The organism is Swingsia samuiensis, assembly GCF_006542355.1.
Taxonomy (GTDB): Bacteria; Pseudomonadota; Alphaproteobacteria; order Acetobacterales; family Acetobacteraceae; genus Gluconobacter; species Gluconobacter samuiensis.
This window is the reverse complement of record NZ_CP038141.1, coordinates 802411-822585: the sequence shown is the minus strand read 5'-3', so window position 1 is coordinate 822585 and position 20175 is coordinate 802411. Positions and strand designations below refer to the sequence as shown.

Below are 20175 nucleotides of genomic sequence, written 5' to 3'. Positions count from 1 at the left end.
ATTAATTGAGCGGGACGTGACCATCCGCCATATTAATGGGAGGCATGTCCTTTTTAAGTTTGCTTACGGTTTTTGCGCTTATGGCTTTAGCATTGTTGCCCCATGATTGCCGGATGAAGGTTGTAACATCTGCTATATCTTGATCACTGAGCTGGCTTGCGAAAGAAGGCATCGTAATCGCAGAAGGAGCCGTCTTCATTGATGGTAAAGTGGCACCACTTTGGATGATATGTACAAGAGAAGCTGGGTCTGCAACCATGACGACTGGGTTCCCTGCGAGAGGAGGGAAAACATCAGGGTATCCGGCACCATCTGTTCGGTGACAAGCAGCACAACGGTTAATATAAATTTGGGCGCCTCGAGGGCTGAGGTCGGCTGTGTGTAGTTTTTTTGTGACCTTTACATCATAAGTCCAAGGGGTTTCATTCTTGTCGACTGGGGAAAGGGACTTAAGATATTTGGCTATGGCGTGTAAGTCTGCGTTTGTGAGATATTGTGTTCCATGAACAATAGCAGGTGTCATGGCTCCAAATGTTTCCCCATGGGAGTTTCTGCCTGTTTTCAGAAACGTGACAATATCTTGTTCGGACCAACGTCCTAGACCTGTGCGGTTGTCTTGACGTAGGGATGGTGGGGTCCAGCCGTCAATGCTTTCTCCACCTGATAGGTATTTTTTACCATCAGAATAGGTAAGAGCTTTTTCTGCCATCGTGAAAGAACGGGGTGTGTGGCATGCGCCGCAGTGACCAGGTCCTTCTACAAGGTAAGCACCGCGTTGAAGTTCTGGGTCTGAGAAGTTTTGAAAGGTCGCTTTTTGGGCTTTTTCAGGTGAGGAAGAAAAGAATGTGCGCCAAAAATAAAGAGGCCAACGCATTGAAAGAGGCCAAGAAATTTTATTTTTAAGCGGTGCAATGTGTGCTGCCGCTACACCATAATGAAAATATGTGTAGAGGGCATGAATGTCTTGGTCTGTAAGGCGGGCATAAGAAGGGAAGGGCATAGCGGGATAGAGGGATGATCCATCTTTGCGAATGCCTTTGCGAACAGCGTTACTAAAATCTTGCTCTGTGTAATTGCCAATACCATACGTTGGGTCAGGCGTGATATTGGTTGAATAAAGCGTGCCGATAGGTAAGGCAAAAGGCTGCCCTCCTGCAAAATCGGGCCGATTAGCTGCGAAGTGGCAGCCTGCGCAATCAGACGCCTCAGATAAGTATTTTCCCGCTTTGATTAATTCGTCACGTGTCTGAGCGTGAGCGTGTTCTGAGAAAGATAGAAACGATATTGTCAGGACAAGTAATGTAAAGAGTTTCATAGTTTCACCAGCGGTCCTGGAGATTTTAAATAGGTTGTTCGGATATGATAGGCTGTCCAATAGGCAAGAGCCGCGACCAAGCCTGTTGGATTATACCCCATTCCTTGAGGGAAAGCGTTGGAACCAATGACGAAAACATTCGAAACGTCCCAACTTTGTAAATAGCGGTTGAGCGCACTTGTTTCGGGGTTTTCTCCCATGATGGCCCCTCCGCCAAGGTGGGTCGTTTGATAATGTCGTGTGTCAAATGGTTGGCCAGCATTAAGGTGGACTAAATGTGCTTTAGTCGCGTTTAATTCTTTGGCGATAGCATCAATTTTTCCAACGACAAACTGGTTCATTCGAATGTCATTGTCTTTCCAAGTGAAAGTCATGCGAAGGAGAGGTTGTCCGTATGCATCTTTCCATGTTGGATCGAGGTCAAGATAGACATCGCGGTAGGCCATATTGCTACCGTGAGCATCAATACCAATTGAGTGTTGATAAGTATTTATGAGTTCTTTTTTGTAGTTTGTACCCCAGCGAGGGCTACCAGAGCCTCCCGCTCCAATGGCAGCTGCTATTGGTTTTGTGCCTGCTTGGTTTACCCAAATTGGAGACCCTCCAACAAAACCTAAAGGCCCATGGTCAAAATTCATACTGTTAAAATCATCAATGGCGACACCGACGCCACCTGCTCCGATAAACTGATTTGTATATTGTGATGGAGGCAACCAAACGCGTGAAGAGGTAATGGTTTGATAGACGAAATTACGTCCAATTGTTCCTGTGTTTTTAACGGGATCGTAAGGTTTGCCAATTCCTGAAACGAGCATCAGGTGGACGTTATGGAATTGGAATGCTCCGAGGATCACTAAATCGGCGGATAAGGTTGTTTCTGTATTGGTTTGGGTATTGACGTACGTAACACCTGTAGCCTTCGTACGTGATTTATCAAGGTTAACCCGTAAAACATGTGCGTTGGGAATGAGAGAAAAATTAGGACTCTGCCGTAATGCTGGTAAAATATTTACGTTCGGAGAGGCCTTTGAATAGAGGTAGCAATCATAGCCGCTGCAATATCCGCAGAAGTTACAAGGCCCCATCTGGCAACCATATGTATTGGTGTAAGGTTTAGATGCATTTGCTGCAGGTAGAGAATAAGGGTGGTAACCCGCTTGCGAAGCAGCTTTTCTAAAAACCTGAGCGGTGTAAGTATCTTGCATAGGCGGAAGAGGGAAGTTGTCAGAGCGATCGCCTGCGAAGATATTTCCATTTCCAACGACTTTACCATTGACGGTATAAGCTTCTCCTGAAGTACCAAAAACCTTTTCAGCTTTATCAAAAAAAGGCTCTAGTTCTTTGTAGGTGACACCGTAATCCTGCAGGTTCATGTCTTTGGGGATGAATTTTTCCCCATATTTTTCAATAACAGCACTACGTAATCTTAAATCTTCAGGAGGAACACGAAAATGGACTCCTGACCAATGGAGACCTGCTCCTCCTACGCCCTCTCCTGGTAAGAAAGCAGCAAGTTGACGATAAGGAAGTGCTGTTTGGCCAATCGTATTACGGACTGTCACAGTGCTTTTGGAAAGGTCTTGAAAGAGACGTTTTCGTATGGCGCCTTTTAATTCATCAATTGATTCTGGGTAGGCCCCTTCCACAGCTGTTGTGCGCTCTGGCCCACGTTCCAAAATCGTTACTGAGAGGCCTGCCTCTATAAGCTCCTTAGCGAGGATAGATCCAGCCCATCCTGCACCAACAATAATAGCGTCGATATGTTTTTTAGACATTGATTAAGCCGTTTCACCCGATATTGAGACAGGGCCCAGCGGGTAACGTGCACCGTTTTGGTCAACCCAATCCATAAAGTCAGCTCGTGCGCCAGGAAAACCAATGGTCACCCAACCGCCGAGGTTTTTGTTTCCGCCGTAAATAGGATCAGAGAAAACACCTTCTAAGATATTGGAACGAAGCTGTTCGAAAAAGATCCGTCCTGGAATATCACCTAATGAAATAGACCCTCCTTCAAGGGCAATGAGTATGTTGTCTTGTTCTTTTCCTGTAAGTTGAGGAAAGGATTTTCCATGTTCTTGGTGTACGTAGGTATTTAAATATTTGAGCCCGATACGATAAAGATCACGCGGATTATACGGGAGTTGGTAGCCTAAATTGGCTGGACCTTGAACGAAAGGACCAGACATATACCAATTAGAACCGTGCCCATATGGTGTATCCATTTGTCGGTCTATGAATTCTGGAACGCCGAGTGTTTTTGCTCCAGGGCCATATTGGTCTTCTGGGTAGATACGTTCTGCTGCTGCGATTAAAAAATCATATTCAGCAGGAGAGAAAAACTTTGGCTGATAGTGTTTAAGGGAATGTGCAGCGTGTGCCGTATCGGCTTGAAAGGCTTTCCCGAATATTAAGAAAGACGTGGAGCTTAATAAGCCTTTAACAAAGCTACGTCTTAAGGGGCGTAGAAACGTTAGATTTGTTTGAGGCATTTCTGTTTCCAAAGAGGGGGGCAGATGAGTAGATAAGCGGTAAGCATGCAAGTCCATTGTGGAGTTTAAAGAGGCTGAAAAATAAGAGGGATCGACAGCCTCTTTGAAGAATTAGTTAGTTTAGTATTTAACCCGTTAATAAACTCTTTTTGTTAAAAACGAATCCCTCCTTAACGAAATTCTTAAAAAGAGGGAATAGGTTACCCCCCTGTAGGAAAGATAGCATCTGGTGTATTATTGGCAGGAGCCGTCACAGGAGGAGGTGGCGCTGAAGGCGCGGCCAGGACTGGTGTTGAAACTGTGTTTGCTGGGGCTATTTTGCCGTTTGGGCTATCTAGGTTTTGTTGTTGAATTTTACTTCCTGTCAGAGGGTTTCCTGCTGCGTCATTCAACCAACTCACTAATTTGTGATTGATTTGGAATTCAAGCTCAACATTCATATCCTGCATGAGCTGGTTGGTCATATCATAGAGTGCTTTGCGTGATGACGCTGTATAGTCCCCAGTTTCTTGTCGGTGTGAGACGTGTGCAACGATATAACTTTTCTTTTGGTTATTCTCAGCCGTTAGCTCGAGTTGAACATCCATTGTCCCGCTAAGAGTATGGCGATCTATGGCTGTGTATTGAGTTTTTTTAATAATAAAATCTGCACTCCCACTCGTTCCATTGGCAATAAGGCGTTGCTGCGCCATTTGCTGAAGAGCTTGGTTGGGAGGGGTTGGCGCTTGAGGGGCTAGATTGTCTGAGTCGACAGAGGTGTTGTCTTGGATATTGATATTTGCGACGTTCAAATGAATCGGAGATAGATAACTATAGTCGGGAGGAGAAAAGTTTTCTTCAGCCTTATGTCCCGATGAGCATGCTGCAACCAGAATAGTACTAGCTAATGCCAGAGAATATTTGAAAGATTTCATGATACTTCTACTATTCCTTCTTTCCAAGAAGAGACTTAAATCGACCGATAAGTCCTTTTTTAGATGAATTATCGGTCTGAGTTAAATCATTAATAGTATGTGATTTTAGAAAGTGTGTGAATATAGGGGAAGCTTGTTGCTCCTCTGATGGTTGAGGGGGAGGCTCAGAAGAGTTTGATGCGTCCTGTGGATGGTTGGGTTTTGATTCTTGCGGTGTTGGCTGGCGGAGGCGCATAGAAGAAGCACGACCAACGCCATAATCCTCCGGTAAGAAAGGTCTCGCTGTTTCGATAAGATTTTCATGCTCAGGATGACGATTATACCACTCTAATATCCACCCTGGGAGTAGCGGCCCGATGTCGGGTTCACTAATGAGGAGAGGGCCTTGAGGATAATAGAAAGAAGGCGGCTGATTGGGCTCGCTTTCATCCCAAAGGAGATAGAAAACCACATCTTCCATGTCATCATAAAAACGATATGCAGTAATTGTACTGTCTAATTTCATTTCTATTTGAGAGCGGAGAGGCATCGCTGAAAAGGGCGATGAAACAACAAGATTACTGCCGAGAGAGAAGCGTTTGGAAGCAAAGAGCGCTGGTAGTCGACCTTCGACTAAAACTTTTCCATCTGGACATGTGAAAGATTTTGAATTGTCGATGTTTTTAATATCGACAAAAACAGTGTGGGGTGCATGGCGATGCAACCATGTCGCAGCTAATTCACGAGATACAATTTGGGGTGTTTCATCTGAAAAAAAACGCTTCTCTTCTGGGTTGGTATTTCCTTTAAGGATACCCTCAGCGATAGCCCAGAAGAATTTATCCATACTGACTAAAAGGCGGTTTTGAGTTTCCTTTGGCAGTACAATGATATGACTGCCTATGTATCGGTTGTTTTCCAACCACCAACACGCTTGACGATGGCTGGCGGTTTCTTCAAAAACGATCGCCTCAAAATGATCCACCACTGGATGACGAGATTTTGGCTCCCAATCTGGGTATAACTCCGTAACAGGAGAAGCATCCAGTAAAACGTCTTCCAGTAGCGGGTGTATCATTCCGCTGTATCCTTTAGTTCATCACGAGTGAAGTGAAAACCAACATTACAGAACTCACAGTTCATCGTAATGGTATCCTCTTCAAGCATATGGTCAATATCGTCTGAGCTAAAACGCTCTAATACACTGGCGAGTTTTGCTCTGGAGCAGCGGCAGCCAAAAGCCAAAGCTCTTGGTGCTCCAGGAATCACGTCTAATGATCCAAAAAGCCTTTGAATGAGGATATTACTTTCTAAATTTTCGTCGAAAATTTCTTTTTCTTGAAGTGTTCCAGCGAAGGTGCAGGCTGTTTGCCACGTATCTTCGCTGTCATCTAAAAGATTTATCCCCCCTTCATTTGCGATACGCTCAAGAACTAAAGCGCCTGCTTGCCAGCCAGTAGATGTTTTTTGGCAGAAAAGCTTAATCCAACAATCATGCTGCTCACTTGTTTTAAAGTAGTGAACAGCCATCTCGGAAAGGGTTTCACCGGTTATTTCAACCACACCTTGATGCCGGTCCATTTCTGGGCCTTGATCAATCGTAAAAGCAAAATAACCATTGCCCAAAAGCTCTTTTGCACTTTGAGGGAGAGTTGCTTTATTTGTATCTTCTGACAAACGTGCGAAAAAACGAAGATCTCCGGTATCTGTTGCATCGGCGAGAAGCATAGAAACCGGACCATCTCCTTTAATTTGTAAGGAGAAAGACCCTTGGAATTTCAGGGCTGAAGCCATTGCCGCGACTAGTGATAATGCTTCCCCCCCAAGGAGAGAAACAACGTCTGGATTGTCGTGGCGTGACAAAATATCGTCGGCTAAAGAGCCAAGGCGGACTAAACGGCCTCGAACAGGGGATTTTTCTAAGTGAAAAGGGACAATTCCCCCAGCAATGACCGTATGAGGAACATCTGGTCGATTTGTATCAAGAAATGGTGGTGTGTGGATCACCCGTTTTCTCTCCCTAAAGCCCAAAGAAGAAGGCCTTTTTGTGTGTGGAGGCGGTTTTCTGCCTCATCAAAGACGACGGACGCTGGGCTTTCAAATACCTCAGCTGTCACTTCTTCTCCAATATGGGCAGGAAGGCAGTGTAAAAACAGGGCGTTGGAATTAGCTTTTTCAAGAAGGGCGCGATCAACCTGATAGGGTTGGAAAGCTTTTAGGCGTTGTTCTTTATTTTCGTCCCCCATGCTGACCCATGTGTCAGTGATGATAGCATCGGCGCCCTTAACGGCCTCGTGTGGGTCGGTGAATACTTCGATGGATGCACCATTTTGACGTGCCCAAGAAATAGCGTCTTCACTAGGAGGGAATTGCACTGGCGTTGCAAGTCGGACGTTGAATTTTAAAAGGGCGGCCGCTTCCATTAAAGAGGTCGCAACGTTATTGCCATCTCCCACCCAAGCTATTGTTTTGCCTGTAATAGAGCCGCGATGTTCTTCAAATGTTAGGATGTCAGCTAAGATCTGAATTGGATGAGAAACGGGAGTAAGGCCATTTATAACAGGAACAGAGCTCCATTTAGCCAGTTCTCTCAAGTTTTCATCATGACCCGTCCGTAGAACGATAACGTCCAGAAAACGAGACAGAACACGAGCTGTATCGGCAATACTTTCCCCGCGACCTAGCTGCATATCGCTGGGGGAAAGAACAGAAACATTTCCCCCTAATTGCCGCATTCCCACTTCAAAAGACACACGTGTACGTGTTGAGGGCTGTGCAAGGATTAGTCCGAGAGCGCGTCCTTCAAGAGGGCGATCGGGGTGTATAGGGTTGGCGCGATTGTTTTGGAGCTTTTTGACTTTGGCTGATAGGTCAATAATTTGCCTAATGGTATTACCGCTAAAGTCACGGATATCAAGAAAATGTCTTAGCATATGCTTGTCTTTTGAAGGTGCTGAAGGGGCAGATGCCAAGCTCACGATATTTTCTCCTGTTGAGGGTGTTGTGTAGATGATAGGTCTTGGGCTGTTGTAATGAGAAGATCATATGCCATTCGGCACTCTTCTTCTGTAACAATGAGCGGTGGTACGAGGCGTAAGACATTATCCCCCGCACTAACGGTCAGGAGGCCATGATGCTGCGCCACAGCCATAACGTCTCCAGCGGGTGGAATACAATGTAAACCACGCATTAAGCCCATTCCACGTACGCTATCAAAAATATGAGGAAAGTGTTGGACAATATCATCCAACATTTTCCCAAAAGCTTCTCCAACGGCTTGGATATGGGACATAAAGCCTGGAGTTAAAACTTCATTGAGAACTATTATACCTGCATTACAGGCCAGAGGATTACCGCCGTAGGTCGTTCCGTGGGATCCGGGGGTTAAGTGTTTGGCTAATTCCTCTGTCGCTAAGACAGCGCCAAGGGGGAAACCTCCACCAATGCCTTTAGCTGATGATATAATATCAGGCTTAACATCAAACCATTCATGGGCAAAAAGTTTTCCTGTGCGGCCTATTCCTGTTTGAACTTCATCAAAGCCAAGATAAATTCCGTATTCATCACACGCTGCGCGTAGGGCTTTTATAAAGCTTTCTGTTGCAGGCTTTACCCCGCTTTCTCCTTGAATAGGCTCAACGATAATGCCTGCTGTTTCAGGCGTGATGGCTGAACGTAGAGTATTGGTATTGTTAAAAGGCGCATGGTCAAAGCCGTCTACAACGGGGCCAAAACCTTTTAAATAAGCAGGATTTCCTGTTGCTGAAATCATAGCTAAGGTTCGCCCGTGAAAGGCTCCATCAAAGCACAGGATGCGGGTGCGTTCAGGATGTCCGTTTTCATATTGGGCGCGCCGAATGGTCTTAACCATTCCTTCGTTAGCTTCTGCTCCAGAATTACAAAAGAGCACAGAATCCGCGAAGCTGTTTTTTACAAGAAGCTCTGCCAGTTCCTCTGCTTGGGGAATGCGATACAGGTTGGAGACATGCATCACTTTTGCTGCTTGCTCAGCGATGGCCTTAACCAGTTTAGGATTACCGTGCCCAAGGGACGAGACGGCTATTCCTGCAGCAAAATCAAGATATCGTCGTCCATCAGAAGCCGTTAGCCAGACGCCATTTCCGTGCTCAAAAGCAAGGTCGGCGCGTTTGTAGTTTGGCATAAGGGCGGAGATCATGATGATCGGTGATCCTAGATGATATAGTGAACAGAATTACAAAATCAAAAACCCCCACCTTGGAAGACCATGGCAGGGCTAGAAATTTGTAAGCTTATATAGTGTTAGGATGAACGTGTTCAGTCAATTTTTGTTTAAAAATAAAATATTAAACACGGTCATAAATAAGATCGCGAGCGAGCCAACATCCAACACGGATGGCCTTAATCCCAGAGCCATCGCGGATGAATGATAGTGTCCAATCGCCGGGGGCGGTATGATCGAGTGCGCGTGGGCACGGCAGAACCCATAAATCTTGTGCGATGGGGCGTAAGGGTTCCATCTGCCCATCACCAAGGATGCCAGAAAAAGCACCGTATACTGTAGTTCCCGTCAAAGAAATGGTGATTTCTGCTTCATCAAGTTCATTGCACCGATATGTTCCTTCGAGATCAGCACGATCTTCTTTTGCGTTAAAAGGAGTACACTCTGTTAGGATGCTTCGACGGTTTTCTGCTGGGCGCTCCATAATGAGGCGTTTTTCATCATGGCGTGTAAGGGTTACACTCGCTGATTCAGCTTGATTAGGAGTAATGCTTGTTAAGACTTCGGGGAGCATAAGATACCGTAATCGAATGCCATTAAGATTGTCTGGTTCGATTCGGACAGAAAGGCCGGTATCTTCTTCGAGGTAGGCTCCATAAAGATTGGAAGAGATTGAAGACGGCGGAGTATCGTTTTTTGGAATATTTAACGCGGTGGCCAAGAGGGATGATGCTGCAAGATGAGCAGGCGACATGTGATTAAACATCACGACGATTGATAATCGCTGCGAGGCGACATGCAGTCGATGAGAGCGCCACCCTCTTAAAGCGCCCCCATGGAGAGTAACTTTATGCCCAAACATTTCAGCTCTTTGTAAGCCGAAGCCATAAGAAGCGGGGGAGCCATTATCAAAATAAGTAGGGGCGCTTAAACGGTTATAAAGTCCATCAGGATTATGGTGTGTGCTATCAATAAATTTTTCCCACGCAATCATATCATCTAATGATGCGCCAAGACCTGCATCGCCAGTCCAGATAATATTATTAACAGCTGCTCTGAACCCTGTTTCTACAGTCCCTTCGTATCCGGTCGTGCCGTCGGGCATGGCGCGTGTGTCAGCTGCCAAAATGGCGCGTTCCATATTGGCGGGTTCAAAAATAGATTTTTGAAGAAGTTCAGAGAAATGGCGCTCTGTACGGTCTTGTAGAATATCTGAAATAAGGCGAAAATTTTGATTAACGTAGGAATAAGAGGTTCCCGGTTGGAATTGAAGAGTGCGTGTTCCACGAATAACGTGGTCAGCTTCCCGGTCTCCAAAAGCGCCTTCGATGGGAGAGCCGTGAAGCATGGCGACAGCCCAATAATCTCTCAAGCCAGATTGATTATGAGCGAGATGAAGCATTGTTGGAGAAGGTTCATCCAGTTGAGGAAGACGCTCATCAAGATCACGATCCAGTTCTGATGGGTCAGGAAACAGATCTAACATGACGCCGCATGTGAATTGTTTAGTAATGGAGCACATGCGAAAGAGGGACGCTGGAGTAAAAGGAATGCGTCTTTCTATATTAGCGTAACCCCATGTATGCCGTATGAGGGTTTTCCCATCCTTGACAATAGCAACAGCTCCTCCTGGGCCCGGGTAACGGTCGGGTAAAGAGGAAATGGCATTTTCAAGGCGGCTTATAAGAGAAGAGTCGGTCATAATTGAGATGATGGCGTCTTATGCTCTTGTCGTAAATGCTTTGCGTGTCTCATAGTAGAAAACTATGAGTCGTGATGTTTTAAAAATTCCTGATCATCAATATCTGCGCGATGCAGCTCTGTCTCATCTTGCGCGTTTCTCAGCGACAGAGAAAGGTTTGTATCATGTGTTGGAACGGCGGCTGAAGCGGTGGGGTGCAAGAGCCGAACGGGAAGGCATGTTGCCGGAAGAAATTCAGGATGTTTTCACTTCTCTTCAACCCTGTTTAGCCAAGGTCGTGGCTGATATGGTCAGTTTGGGTGCTATTGATGATACACAATTCGCACGGACGAAAGCTGAAAATTTAACACGCACAGGACGATCACGGCGGGCTGTTGAGGCTCATCTGGCGATGAAGGGTGTTGACCAAGATTTAACACAGCATGTTCTGGATGAAGCGCTGGGCCATAAGTCGGATGATGCTGCATATGAGGCGGAGCTTGGTGCGGCTTTGACGTTGGCGCGTAAACGACGTTTAGGGCCTTTTTGTCGTCCTGACAAAGAAGAGGATCAACAAAAAGCGTTAGGTATTTTTGCTCGGAATGGGTTTTCACAAAATATTGCTATGGAAGCTTTGCACATGGGGCGTGAAGAAGCAGAAGATAAAATTATCACGTTGCGGAGCCGTTTATGAAAAAGCTCTTTGTTCTATGGGCGTGTCTGGGGTTGGCAGCTTGTGGAGGAAACCGATATGAGTATAGCCGAGCCAGTTTTAATGGGCCTATACAATGCGCTCCTTATGCACGTGCTCATACGGGGTTAAAGTTGAGAGGTGATGCGGCAACGTGGTGGCGTCAGGCTGCTGGGCGTTATGCGAGGACACAAATACCAACTCCCGGGTCTGTGCTTGTTTTCCGTGCGACATCACGTGTGCCGAGTGGGCATGTTTCCATTGTGCGCCGCCAAGTGGGAGAACACACCATTCTGGTTGACCACGCCAATTGGGAGCCGGGGAGAATAGACCATAACGTTCCTGTAACGGATATTTCAGCTGCGCATAACTGGACGATGGTCCGTGTCTGGTGGGCGCCGATTCATAAAATGGGACGGCGGCCTTATGCGACATATGGCTTTATTTCTCGTTTTGGCGATGGGAGTTCTTAAAATATAAATTAATAAAAACACAAAATCGTATAAAGCATTAAAAGTAAAAGAATATAGCCATTTTATAGTCGGTAGTAGATCAAAGAAGGTGTAGTGTAATAAAAATCACGCTTTTGTCACTTTTGCTCTTGGGTGGATTTTGCAAAGGAAACCAGCATTAGAGATAAGGCTGGTTAAGTATTTTTTAAATATATTTGGTCAGTTTTTATTAAAACAGATGTTGATTATAAGGATTTAAGCCCAATGGCAGGCAGGCCTTCCTTTTTGATGACAAGGCGTCGTTTTGCCTTAATGACCGGTGCGGCCATAGTATCAGGCCATTTGAGTGGTTATGCTCAGGCACAAACGCCAGAAGAGATTGCGGTTAGTGATGAGACCGTTGCGTCTTTTATGGCTTTGTCTCGGTTTGTTACGGGGCATAATCATCTTGAAAACGAAACAGGCATTGCGTTGGCAAATGGATTGTCAAAACAAGATCCACATTTTGCCATGCATGTTGAGGATTTAAATAAGCGGATCATTACAGAGAAATACTCTGATATTGATGCAATGGCAGATGCTTTGCGGGATGATCCATTGCATTCATTTATATTACGCATTGTCCGTGCTTGGTATGCCGGTATTTTAGAAGACGGAACGAATGCGCAGGTTTATACCTTTGAAAAAGCATTAATGTATCAGGTATCGCGCGATAATATTCCGGTTCCAACATATGCGCATAATGGCCCAAATTATTGGCTAGCAGATCCTAATCCTGTTTCAGCCCTTCCCATTTTTTAAGACGGAAAACGTTTGTTATGAAATATATATTCAAGCGTGGGCTCATGGCGGTGCTGCTCGGTTCTTGTGGTATGATGGGAGTTTCATCTTATGCACAACCGACGGCGCCTGTTCCTGAATCTGCGAAGCACCCGTCGATTAGCCGAGGGCATTATCTGGCCATTGCTGCTGATTGTGCGGCTTGTCATACAAATAATAAAGACGGACAATTCCTGGCGGGAGGTTACGCCATTGCCTCTCCTATGGGGAATATTTATTCAACGAACATAACCCCATCGAAAAAATACGGGATTGGGAATTATACGTTAGAACAATTCACACGTGTTTTGCGGGAGGGCGTTCGTGCGGATGGCAGTAACTTATATCCTGCCATGCCTTATGATGCATATAGCCAGTTAACAGATGCAGATATTAAGTCCCTTTATGCTTATATTATGCATGAAGTGCCTGCTGTTGATGAGGCGGCACCACAAACCAAACTGCCATTTCCATTTTCAATTCGGGCATCTCTTGGTGTTTGGAAGCTGATTGCTAGAAATCGTGACACACCCTACGTTTTTGACCATTCGCAGAGCGATGATTGGAACCGTGGGCGATATTTAGTTGATCAATTGGCACATTGTGGTGAATGTCATACGCCACGCAATTTCTTTTTGGTTTCAAAACAATCTCAGTATTTGGCAGGATCAGATGTAGGGTCTTGGCGTGCTCCCAATATTACAAGTGATCCGATAAGCGGGATTGGAGGCTGGTCCGATGATGATCTGTTCGAGTATCTAAAAACAGGAAAAATTGCACATGCCCGCGCAGCCGGCCCTATGGCAGAAGCTGTGCAGCATAGTCTGCAATATCTTCCGGATAGAGATATTTCGGCTATGATTACGTTTTTGCGTTCCGTCCCCCCAATTCGGAGTAGTGCAGATACGGCAGCCAACTTTAATCATGGTGGTCATCCCTCAGGATATGCTGTTCTATCAGCCTTTGATCGTCGCGCGAATAGCACGATTGATGGTGTAACGGATGGTGCTGTTTTGTATGAAGAAAGCTGTGCCAGTTGCCATCAAAGTAATGGAAGAGGCACTCCAGATGGCCAATATCCTTCGTTGGTTGGAAATACGACAACAGGCCAGAGTGATCCGACAGATTTAGTTGCTAGTATTTTATATGGCGTTGACCGGACGGTAGCAACGCATGAAACTCTCATGCCTGCCTTTGGAGCTCATGCTTTAGTGCAGCCATTAAATGATGTGCAGGTCGCGAGCGTTGCGGACTATGTTTTAAGTCATTTTGGGAATACGCGGGCTTTGGTGACACCAGAGTTTGTTCATCAAATTCGAACAGGCGGTAAGCCCGTTGCCATCGCACAGTTAGGCCGCCCTTCTGTGATGATGAGCATGGCCGTTGCTGGGATAGTTTTAATAATACTCGTTATTTTTGGGGTGCGTCGTCTTTTCCGTGCGCGCCGTAGTCTGTGACATTAGGGATATTTATTTATGACGGATCAAAATCTTTCAGCCGATGTCGTTATTGCAGGCGCAGGAATATGTGGTTCAATGTTGGCTCATAAGCTGGCACGGAATGGTTTGTCGGTATTGCTGCTGGATGCAGGGCCACGTCGGGACCGTGCCCAGATTGTTGAGAACTGGCGTGCTATGCCTCCCGAAAATAAATCTCAATATGATTACGCAACACCTTATCCAAGTGTGCCATGGGCGCCTCATACAAACTATTTCCCGGATAATGGATATTTAATTGTTAAAGGGCCAGATAAGACGGCTTATCGACAAGGTATCATAAAAGGCGTTGGTGGCACCACGTGGCATTGGGCGGCTTCAAGTTGGCGCTATTTGCCGAATGATTTTCAGCTTCATAGCAAGTTTGGGGTGGGGCGTGATTATGCTTTGAGTTATAATGAGCTTGAGCCCTATTATTACGCAGCAGAACTGGAAATGGGTGTTATGGGCCCGAATGAGCAGGATATTGTTCCTTCTGCTCCTCGGCAACATCCATGGCCTATGACATCTATGCCTTATGGCTATGGCGATCGTACCTTTACAGAGATTGCACGCAAATTAGGGTTTGATAATACCCCCGTACCGCAAGCGAGAAACAGCCGTCCGTATGATGGTCGGCCACAATGCTGTGGGAATAACAATTGCATGCCGATCTGCCCGATTGGGGCTATGTATAATGGTGTTTATGCTGCGGTTAAAGCGGAACAACATGGGGCGAGGATTATTCCGAACTCTGTGGTGTATGCAATTGAGACAGATGGAAATAATAAAGTAACGGCTCTACGCTTTTATGACCCAGAGAAACGTTCTTATCGTGTAACGGCTAAGACATTTGTAATTGCAGCTAATGGCATTGAAACCCCTAAACTTTTATTGCTAGCGGCCAATGATCGTAATCCGCATGGAATTGCGAACTCGTCCGATCAGGTTGGACGGAATATGATGGATCATCCTGGGATCGGGATGAGCTTTCAATCTAAAGATCCTGTTTGGGCTGGTGGTGGGTCTGTTCAGATGAGTTCGATTACGAACTTTCGGGATGGTGACTTCCGCTCGGAATATGCAGCAACTCAAATAGGATATAATAATACAGCACAAAACTCACGCGCTGGTATGAAAGCGCTTTCAATGGGGTTGGTAGGAAAGAAGCTGGATGAAGAAATCCGGCGTAGAACAGCGCATGGCGTTGATATTTATGCCAACCATGAAGTTCTTCCTAATCCAGAAAATCGCTTGGTTCTTTCCAAAGATCATAAGGATGCGCTGGGAATCCCTCACCCAGAAGTAACGTATGATGTTGGGGAATATGTACGAAAATCTGCGGTTATTTCTCGTAAAAGGCTAATGGACATCGCGCAGGCAATGGGCGGAACAGAAATTGAGATGACACCTTATTTCACCCCCAACAATCATATCACAGGGGGAACGATTATGGGGCATGATCCGCGTGATTCTGTTGTGGATTCATGGTTGAGGACGCACGATCATGCAAATTTGTTTTTGGCAACAGGCGCTGCCATGGCAGCTTCAGGGACAGTCAACTCGACGTTAACAATGGCAGCGTTATCTCTGCGTGCCGGTGATGCAATTCTTGCAGATCATAAGAACGGGTAACAACGAATGAAACGAATTTGGTTGAATAAAAAAACTATAAGTGCGGCTACGATTGGAGCTTTCCTTTTGGCTCAACCCCTTATGGCGACAAAAAGTATGGCTCAGGAGATGGATGTGAATTTAAAAAACGCACTTGTTTTGATTGATCAAGCAAAAAAAGAAGCGGTAGCGGCACATGCAAATATTGCTGTTGCTATTGTTGATGCGGGGGGCAATCTGGTTGCTTTCCAGCGAATGGATGGCACACAGCTTGGCAGCACAGAGCTTGCGATCCGTAAAGCGAAGACAGCGCTGTTTTTTGCTCGCCCTACGGTAAAAATGGAGCATGCCCTTAATAAAGGGAATTACATGATTGCAACTCTGCCAAATGCGTTACCTGCGGGCGGTGGTTACCCGATTACAGTCAATGGTAAAATGATTGGCGCGCTTGGTTTGAGCGGCGGAGAAGGTGAGACAGATGCAAATCTGGCGCAAGCTTCTGTGGAAGCTGTTTTAAAAAGCGAGTCTTTGCAGAAGGCTGACTGAGCATGCTTTGTTTAAAGCTACCCGTTCGAGAGTGGGTGGTTACGATTTTAGGGATGGTTGTGTGTATTTTTTACATGACCATTCCCAATAGGGCGTACGCTCAAGCTGAAATATCACGTGATTTGTATACACCGCGCCTTTATCAGGCACATGCTTTTCCTATGCAAGGGAGTGGGCAGTATCAAGTTGGTCCGGTTATTCCGACATTATATGGCGGCCCACATCTTTTTGGAAACTGGGGAGGGGTAAGGCCTTGGTTGGAAAAGCGAGGTATTTTCGTTAATTTAACATTTAATCAAGAATACATGGGCAATCTGACCGGCGGACGTACGCGCGACAATGTTGCGTCCGGACAAGTTGCTGGTGAGATCGATGTTGACTGGCAAAAACTAGCGGGTGTCCAAGGGTTATGGACGCATATGTTGGTTGTGAATGGAAACGGCCGGAGTTTTAGCCATACATTGGGTGATTCTGTTACGAACCCAGAGCAGATTTATGGAGCACGTGGAAATGTTGTTGCTCACTTAGTGGATTTGTATGCAGATAAAGCCTTTTTAAAAGATCGGATTATTTTATCTTTCGGTGATATTCCGACCGGTAGTTTCTTTGCGTACGATTATTTGTCTTGTTCTTTTATGAACGTATCGATGTGCAGTAATTTTGCTCCGGGTAAATATAATGCAGGTGGAAGAGATTGGCCATCAGGGAATTTGGGAGCTGTATTAAGGTTTCGACCAACTCTTCAAACCTATATTACAGTTGGGTCATTCGTTGTTTCTCCTCATAACTATAATGGTGGAATATCCGGTTGGGCGATGGCTCAAGATGGGATGTCTCTTAAACGCATGTCGACACAAGTGGAAATTGGCTGGATGCCAGAATTTGGCCGGCATAAGCTGCGTGGAAATTATAAAATTGGTGGATGGTATGACAGCTCACATTATCCGTCGTTGTATCATGATGCGCAAGGAAATTCATATCAGGTAAGCGGGTTACAGCCTCAGCAATTGAGTGGGATGAAAACAGCTTGGTTTATGTTCGACCAGATGTTGATTCGGAACGGAGAAGGGCTGACAAACGGGCTGATTCTATTAGGTGGAGTGGGATATTCCTCAGGTAAGATCAGCGCCATGAGCGATCATGAGTGGATTGGTATGGTTGAAAGTGGAACGCCTTGGCATCGGCCCGGAGATCAGGCGGGGATTATGCTTCAGCATATGCAGATGAGCCGCAGTGTATCCTTGCAACAGCAATCTTCCTTGATGTTGGGACAGCCATTTTTATCCAATCAGTGGGGGCCTGTGTACGGAGTTCAGAACTGGGAAAATGTTTATGAAGCGTTTTATAGTATTCACTTAATGAAGGCTGCCTCACTGCAAGGTGATTTACAATATCTTGAACATCCAGGCGCAACGACTAAGTTCAAGGACGCCTTTATCATGGGTGGGCAATTTACGGTTTCGTTTTAAGCCGAGAATTCAGCTAAAATCTACACATAGGATATTTCACATGAGTGAACGTAGTTTTCTAAGTATTCTAACAGGATCTTTTTCTTCACCCTCAAAAGGCAATCCAACGGTTGCGATGATAGAGGCGGGGTATAAAGCCACTGGCTTAAATGCACGTTATATTAACTGTGATGTTCCAGCGGAACGTCTTGGCAATGCGATTAAAGGGGCGGTCGCTATGGGATGGGTGGGGTTTAATTGCTCTATTCCTCATAAGGTCGCTATTCTTGAGCATTTGGATGAATTGGCTGAATCTGCACGATTAATTGGTGCCGTAAATTGTACTGCGATTAAGGACGGCCGTTTGATAGGGCATAATACGGATGGAAAGGGCTTTTTAGAGTCTTTGAAAACGGTGACAGACCCGTCAGGAAAGAATGTTCTTATTTTGGGTGCAGGTGGAGCTGCGCGTGCTATTGCGGTTGAAACAGCTCTTGCTGGTGCTAAGAAAATTACAATCGTAAATCGTAAAGTTGAAAAAGCGAAAGAAATTGCAAAAATTATTAATGACAATACGGACTGTGAAAGTGAGGGGCTTGAATGGTCAGGTGATTATAAAATCCCTCAGGATATAGATATTTTGATTAATGCAACGCCCATTGGGTTTGGAGATGCAGAAGCATTGCCACCTGTGGACTTTGAGAGCCTAAGGAAAGAAGTCATTGTGGCGGATGTTATTCCTAATCCGCCTAAAACACACTTTCTCCGTAAAGCGGAAGAGCGTGGATGTAAGACCTTAAATGGTTTGGGTATGCTTGTTAACCAAGGCAGAATAGGTGTTAATATCTGGCTAGGTAAAATGTTGGATGCTGACGTGATGACCAAAACATTACGTGACATTTTTGAGGCCTAAAACCCTTTCAAGCCATTCGAAAATAAATTGAATGGCTTGTTCTTACCTTTTCTGGCTAAAGGGAAGAGAGTAGTTTATAAAGTTGTTATATAGAGTGAATAGCTTTTAATGAGGGTGGTCGAACCTAAAAGTGCTTGCACATAAAGGTAAGGCTCGCCACATGAAAGGCTTGATAGTTTTCGGAGTATGACACTATGGGCAGCATGAGCCCCGTTCACTGGTTGATTTTGGCGGTTGTTCTGCTTGTCGTGTTTGGCGGCGGCGGTAAAATCAGTGGTTTGATGGGAGATTTTGCGAAAGGCATTAAATCTTTCAAGAAGAATATGGCGGATGATGAAAATATGTCATCGCATGATTCGAGCCAGCCATCAGGCCATATTTCTCCTCCGAATCAGTCGTCTCCTAATTATAATCAGACGACAAACTCTTCAAGCAACGATACTCATCGCTCTCAGGTTTGATGTATAAAACTGAATTAGATGCGGCGTGGTCTGATGCCTGCCATCATATTGTACGAGCAGGCCACAGAATGGATCAAAGAGGATGGGTTCCAGCAACTGCTGGAAATCTCTCTTGCCGTCTGAAGGATGGTCGCATCGCCATTACGCGCTCAGGCGGCCATAAAGGCTTTTTAACCGAGCGTGATGTGATAGAGGTAACCCCATCAGGGGAGCCTCTTGTTTCTGGGACAAAAGCAAGCGCTGAGACTTTGCTGCACACACAGCTTTACGCCCATGATGCGTCTATTGGGGCTGTTTTGCATGGACATTCTGTTGCAGCCACTGTGTTGTCGATGGAAGAGAAGTCAAATGCTCTGACATTGGAGGGCTATGAAGTCCTGAAGGTGTTTGAAGGGCAGACCACGCACGAAACGAGTCTCACACTTCCTTTGTTTGAAAATGATCAAGATATTGCGCGCCTTGCAACAAAGGTTGCTCCTCACCTTGAGTCTATGACAATGGGGTACCTTATTCGTGGGCATGGTGTGTATGTATGGGGCAAGGACATGTTCACGGCATTGGCGCGTTTGGAAGGTCTTGAGTTTTTGCTTGCGTGTCAGTTGGCCAGTTTACAAAAGGCGCGTTAATAATGAGCCGCTTAACAGTATATCGCGATGATAATCCTGAGCAGGTTTTAATAGATGTTTCTTCTCCTGGAGAAATTGCTGAAATTTTAAAACCCTATCATATCCGATTTGAACGATGGTCCTCTCCCGTCACGCCTGAAAAAAATGCTTCACCAGATGAGGTTTTGAGGGTCTACCAGCCTTATCTGGACACGTTGATGGGAGAAACAGGCGCCGGGAGTGCCGATGTTGTATGCATCAACGCAGATACTCCCAACTTATCGGAGTTACGTAAAAAATTTCTGTCAGAGCATACGCACAGTGAAGACGAAGTTCGTTTTTTTGTGCATGGGGAGGGCCTCTTCGTACTTCATTTACGAGGGAGGGTATATTCTGTTTTGTGTACTGCGGGTGATTTGATTTCTGTGCCAGCAGGGGTGCCGCATTGGTTTGACGCAGGGTTATCCCCTGATGTTGTTGCTCTTCGTGTTTTTACGGATAAAACAGGGTGGATTGCTCAATATACTGGCGATACAATCGCTGATCGTTTTGCATCTAACTTTTAATGCTTA

20 protein-coding genes are annotated in these 20175 nt (G+C 45.6%); 11 read left to right on the top strand and 9 right to left on the bottom strand.

Annotated features, from left to right (window positions below; all coding sequences use genetic code 11):
- Position 1: 1 nt before the first annotated feature.
- The 9 genes from E3D00_RS03725 to E3D00_RS03685 all read right to left on the bottom strand — a co-directional run bounded on the left by E3D00_RS03725 (position 2) and on the right by E3D00_RS03685 (position 10600).
- The gene (locus tag E3D00_RS03725) at positions 2-1315 is read right to left on the bottom strand and encodes a c-type cytochrome (RefSeq protein ID WP_141460059.1); all 1314 of its coding nucleotides are present in this window, start codon (positions 1313-1315) and stop codon (positions 2-4) included.
- On the bottom strand, positions 1312-3090 hold the full coding sequence (locus E3D00_RS03720) for a GMC family oxidoreductase (RefSeq protein WP_141460057.1): 1779 nt from the start codon (positions 3088-3090) through the stop codon (positions 1312-1314). Before E3D00_RS03720 ends, E3D00_RS03725 begins: the two co-directional genes overlap by 4 nt.
- Positions 3091-3093: 3 nt before the next feature.
- Entirely contained in the window at positions 3094-3804 is a 711-nt protein-coding gene (locus tag E3D00_RS03715) for a gluconate 2-dehydrogenase subunit 3 family protein (protein ID WP_141460055.1), read from the bottom strand.
- A gap of 200 nt (positions 3805-4004) precedes the next feature.
- The gene (locus E3D00_RS03710) at positions 4005-4718 is read right to left on the bottom strand and encodes a hypothetical protein (protein WP_141460053.1); all 714 of its coding nucleotides are present in this window, start codon (positions 4716-4718) and stop codon (positions 4005-4007) included.
- Positions 4719-4728: 10 nt separating this feature from the next.
- Positions 4729-5775, bottom strand: a complete 1047-nt coding sequence (locus E3D00_RS03705; protein ID WP_141460051.1) for a hypothetical protein — start codon at positions 5773-5775, stop codon at positions 4729-4731.
- Positions 5772-6701, bottom strand: a complete 930-nt coding sequence (gene hslO, locus E3D00_RS03700; protein ID WP_181442008.1) for an Hsp33 family molecular chaperone HslO — start codon at positions 6699-6701, stop codon at positions 5772-5774. The genes E3D00_RS03705 and hslO overlap by 4 nt, the downstream gene beginning before the upstream one ends.
- A complete protein-coding gene (gene argF, locus E3D00_RS03695) occupies positions 6701-7630 on the bottom strand; it encodes an ornithine carbamoyltransferase (RefSeq protein WP_141462358.1) in 930 nt (309 codons plus the stop codon). The genes hslO and argF overlap by 1 nt, the downstream gene beginning before the upstream one ends.
- 41 nt (positions 7631-7671) lie before the next feature.
- Positions 7672-8874: an aspartate aminotransferase family protein gene (locus tag E3D00_RS03690; protein ID WP_141460047.1), complete on the bottom strand. Its 1203-nt coding sequence runs from the start codon at positions 8872-8874 to the stop codon at positions 7672-7674.
- A gap of 148 nt (positions 8875-9022) precedes the next feature.
- Entirely contained in the window at positions 9023-10600 is a 1578-nt protein-coding gene (locus tag E3D00_RS03685) for a D-aminopeptidase (RefSeq protein WP_141460045.1), read from the bottom strand.
- Between the two features lie 64 nt (positions 10601-10664).
- Between E3D00_RS03685 and E3D00_RS03680 the strand changes: the two genes are divergently transcribed.
- The 11 genes from E3D00_RS03680 to E3D00_RS03630 all read left to right on the top strand — a co-directional run bounded on the left by E3D00_RS03680 (position 10665) and on the right by E3D00_RS03630 (position 20169).
- A complete protein-coding gene (locus E3D00_RS03680; RefSeq protein WP_141460043.1) occupies positions 10665-11273 on the top strand; it encodes a regulatory protein RecX in 609 nt (202 codons plus the stop codon).
- Positions 11270-11743, top strand: a complete 474-nt coding sequence (locus E3D00_RS03675; protein WP_141460041.1) for a CHAP domain-containing protein — start codon at positions 11270-11272, stop codon at positions 11741-11743. Before E3D00_RS03680 ends, E3D00_RS03675 begins: the two co-directional genes overlap by 4 nt.
- A gap of 243 nt (positions 11744-11986) precedes the next feature.
- Complete coding sequence (locus E3D00_RS03670; protein ID WP_141460039.1) at positions 11987-12523, top strand: sugar dehydrogenase complex small subunit; 537 nt, start codon at positions 11987-11989, stop codon at positions 12521-12523.
- A gap of 17 nt (positions 12524-12540) precedes the next feature.
- Positions 12541-13998, top strand: coding sequence for a c-type cytochrome (locus E3D00_RS03665; protein ID WP_141460037.1), 1458 nt, complete (start codon positions 12541-12543; stop codon positions 13996-13998).
- Positions 13999-14016: 18 nt separating this feature from the next.
- The gene (locus E3D00_RS03660) at positions 14017-15651 is read left to right on the top strand and encodes a GMC family oxidoreductase (RefSeq protein ID WP_141460035.1); all 1635 of its coding nucleotides are present in this window, start codon (positions 14017-14019) and stop codon (positions 15649-15651) included.
- Positions 15652-15717: 66 nt separating this feature from the next.
- On the top strand, positions 15718-16176 hold the full coding sequence (locus tag E3D00_RS03655; protein WP_246091489.1) for a GlcG/HbpS family heme-binding protein: 459 nt from the start codon (positions 15718-15720) through the stop codon (positions 16174-16176).
- Positions 16177-16178: 2 nt separating this feature from the next.
- Positions 16179-17645 carry a carbohydrate porin gene (locus E3D00_RS03650; RefSeq protein ID WP_141460033.1) on the top strand — a complete coding sequence of 489 codons (1467 nt, stop codon included), beginning with the start codon at positions 16179-16181 and terminating at the stop codon, positions 17643-17645.
- Positions 17646-17685: 40 nt separating this feature from the next.
- Positions 17686-18537 carry a shikimate dehydrogenase gene (gene aroE / locus E3D00_RS03645; protein WP_141460031.1) on the top strand — a complete coding sequence of 284 codons (852 nt, stop codon included), beginning with the start codon at positions 17686-17688 and terminating at the stop codon, positions 18535-18537.
- Between the two features lie 194 nt (positions 18538-18731).
- The gene (locus tag E3D00_RS03640; RefSeq protein WP_141460029.1) at positions 18732-18998 is read left to right on the top strand and encodes a twin-arginine translocase TatA/TatE family subunit; all 267 of its coding nucleotides are present in this window, start codon (positions 18732-18734) and stop codon (positions 18996-18998) included.
- On the top strand, positions 18998-19624 hold the full coding sequence (locus tag E3D00_RS03635; protein WP_141460027.1) for a methylthioribulose 1-phosphate dehydratase: 627 nt from the start codon (positions 18998-19000) through the stop codon (positions 19622-19624). Before E3D00_RS03640 ends, E3D00_RS03635 begins: the two co-directional genes overlap by 1 nt.
- Before the next feature lie 2 nt (positions 19625-19626).
- Entirely contained in the window at positions 19627-20169 is a 543-nt protein-coding gene (locus E3D00_RS03630; RefSeq protein WP_141460025.1) for a 1,2-dihydroxy-3-keto-5-methylthiopentene dioxygenase, read from the top strand.
- The last annotated feature ends 6 nt before the right edge of the window (positions 20170-20175 follow it).

Coding starts and splice junctions, on each gene's coding strand:
- E3D00_RS03690 (WP_141460047.1), bottom strand. CDS start 8,874: ATGATCTCCGCCCTTATGCCAAACTACAAACGCGCCGACCTTGCTTTT.
- E3D00_RS03725 (WP_141460059.1), bottom strand. CDS start 1,315: ATGAAACTCTTTACATTACTTGTCCTGACAATATCGTTTCTATCTTTC.
- E3D00_RS03710 (WP_141460053.1), bottom strand. CDS start 4,718: ATGAAATCTTTCAAATATTCTCTGGCATTAGCTAGTACTATTCTGGTT.
- aroE (WP_141460031.1), top strand. CDS start 17,686: ATGAGTGAACGTAGTTTTCTAAGTATTCTAACAGGATCTTTTTCTTCA.
- E3D00_RS03670 (WP_141460039.1), top strand. CDS start 11,987: ATGGCAGGCAGGCCTTCCTTTTTGATGACAAGGCGTCGTTTTGCCTTA.
- E3D00_RS03630 (WP_141460025.1), top strand. CDS start 19,627: ATGAGCCGCTTAACAGTATATCGCGATGATAATCCTGAGCAGGTTTTA.
- argF (WP_141462358.1), bottom strand. CDS start 7,630: ATGCTAAGACATTTTCTTGATATCCGTGACTTTAGCGGTAATACCATT.
- E3D00_RS03650 (WP_141460033.1), top strand. CDS start 16,179: ATGCTTTGTTTAAAGCTACCCGTTCGAGAGTGGGTGGTTACGATTTTA.
- E3D00_RS03720 (WP_141460057.1), bottom strand. CDS start 3,090: ATGTCTAAAAAACATATCGACGCTATTATTGTTGGTGCAGGATGGGCT.
- E3D00_RS03665 (WP_141460037.1), top strand. CDS start 12,541: ATGAAATATATATTCAAGCGTGGGCTCATGGCGGTGCTGCTCGGTTCT.
- E3D00_RS03715 (WP_141460055.1), bottom strand. CDS start 3,804: ATGCCTCAAACAAATCTAACGTTTCTACGCCCCTTAAGACGTAGCTTT.
- E3D00_RS03640 (WP_141460029.1), top strand. CDS start 18,732: ATGGGCAGCATGAGCCCCGTTCACTGGTTGATTTTGGCGGTTGTTCTG.
- E3D00_RS03705 (WP_141460051.1), bottom strand. CDS start 5,775: ATGATACACCCGCTACTGGAAGACGTTTTACTGGATGCTTCTCCTGTT.
- E3D00_RS03635 (WP_141460027.1), top strand. CDS start 18,998: ATGTATAAAACTGAATTAGATGCGGCGTGGTCTGATGCCTGCCATCAT.
- E3D00_RS03685 (WP_141460045.1), bottom strand. CDS start 10,600: ATGACCGACTCTTCTCTTATAAGCCGCCTTGAAAATGCCATTTCCTCT.
- E3D00_RS03675 (WP_141460041.1), top strand. CDS start 11,270: ATGAAAAAGCTCTTTGTTCTATGGGCGTGTCTGGGGTTGGCAGCTTGT.
- E3D00_RS03680 (WP_141460043.1), top strand. CDS start 10,665: ATGAGTCGTGATGTTTTAAAAATTCCTGATCATCAATATCTGCGCGAT.
- E3D00_RS03660 (WP_141460035.1), top strand. CDS start 14,017: ATGACGGATCAAAATCTTTCAGCCGATGTCGTTATTGCAGGCGCAGGA.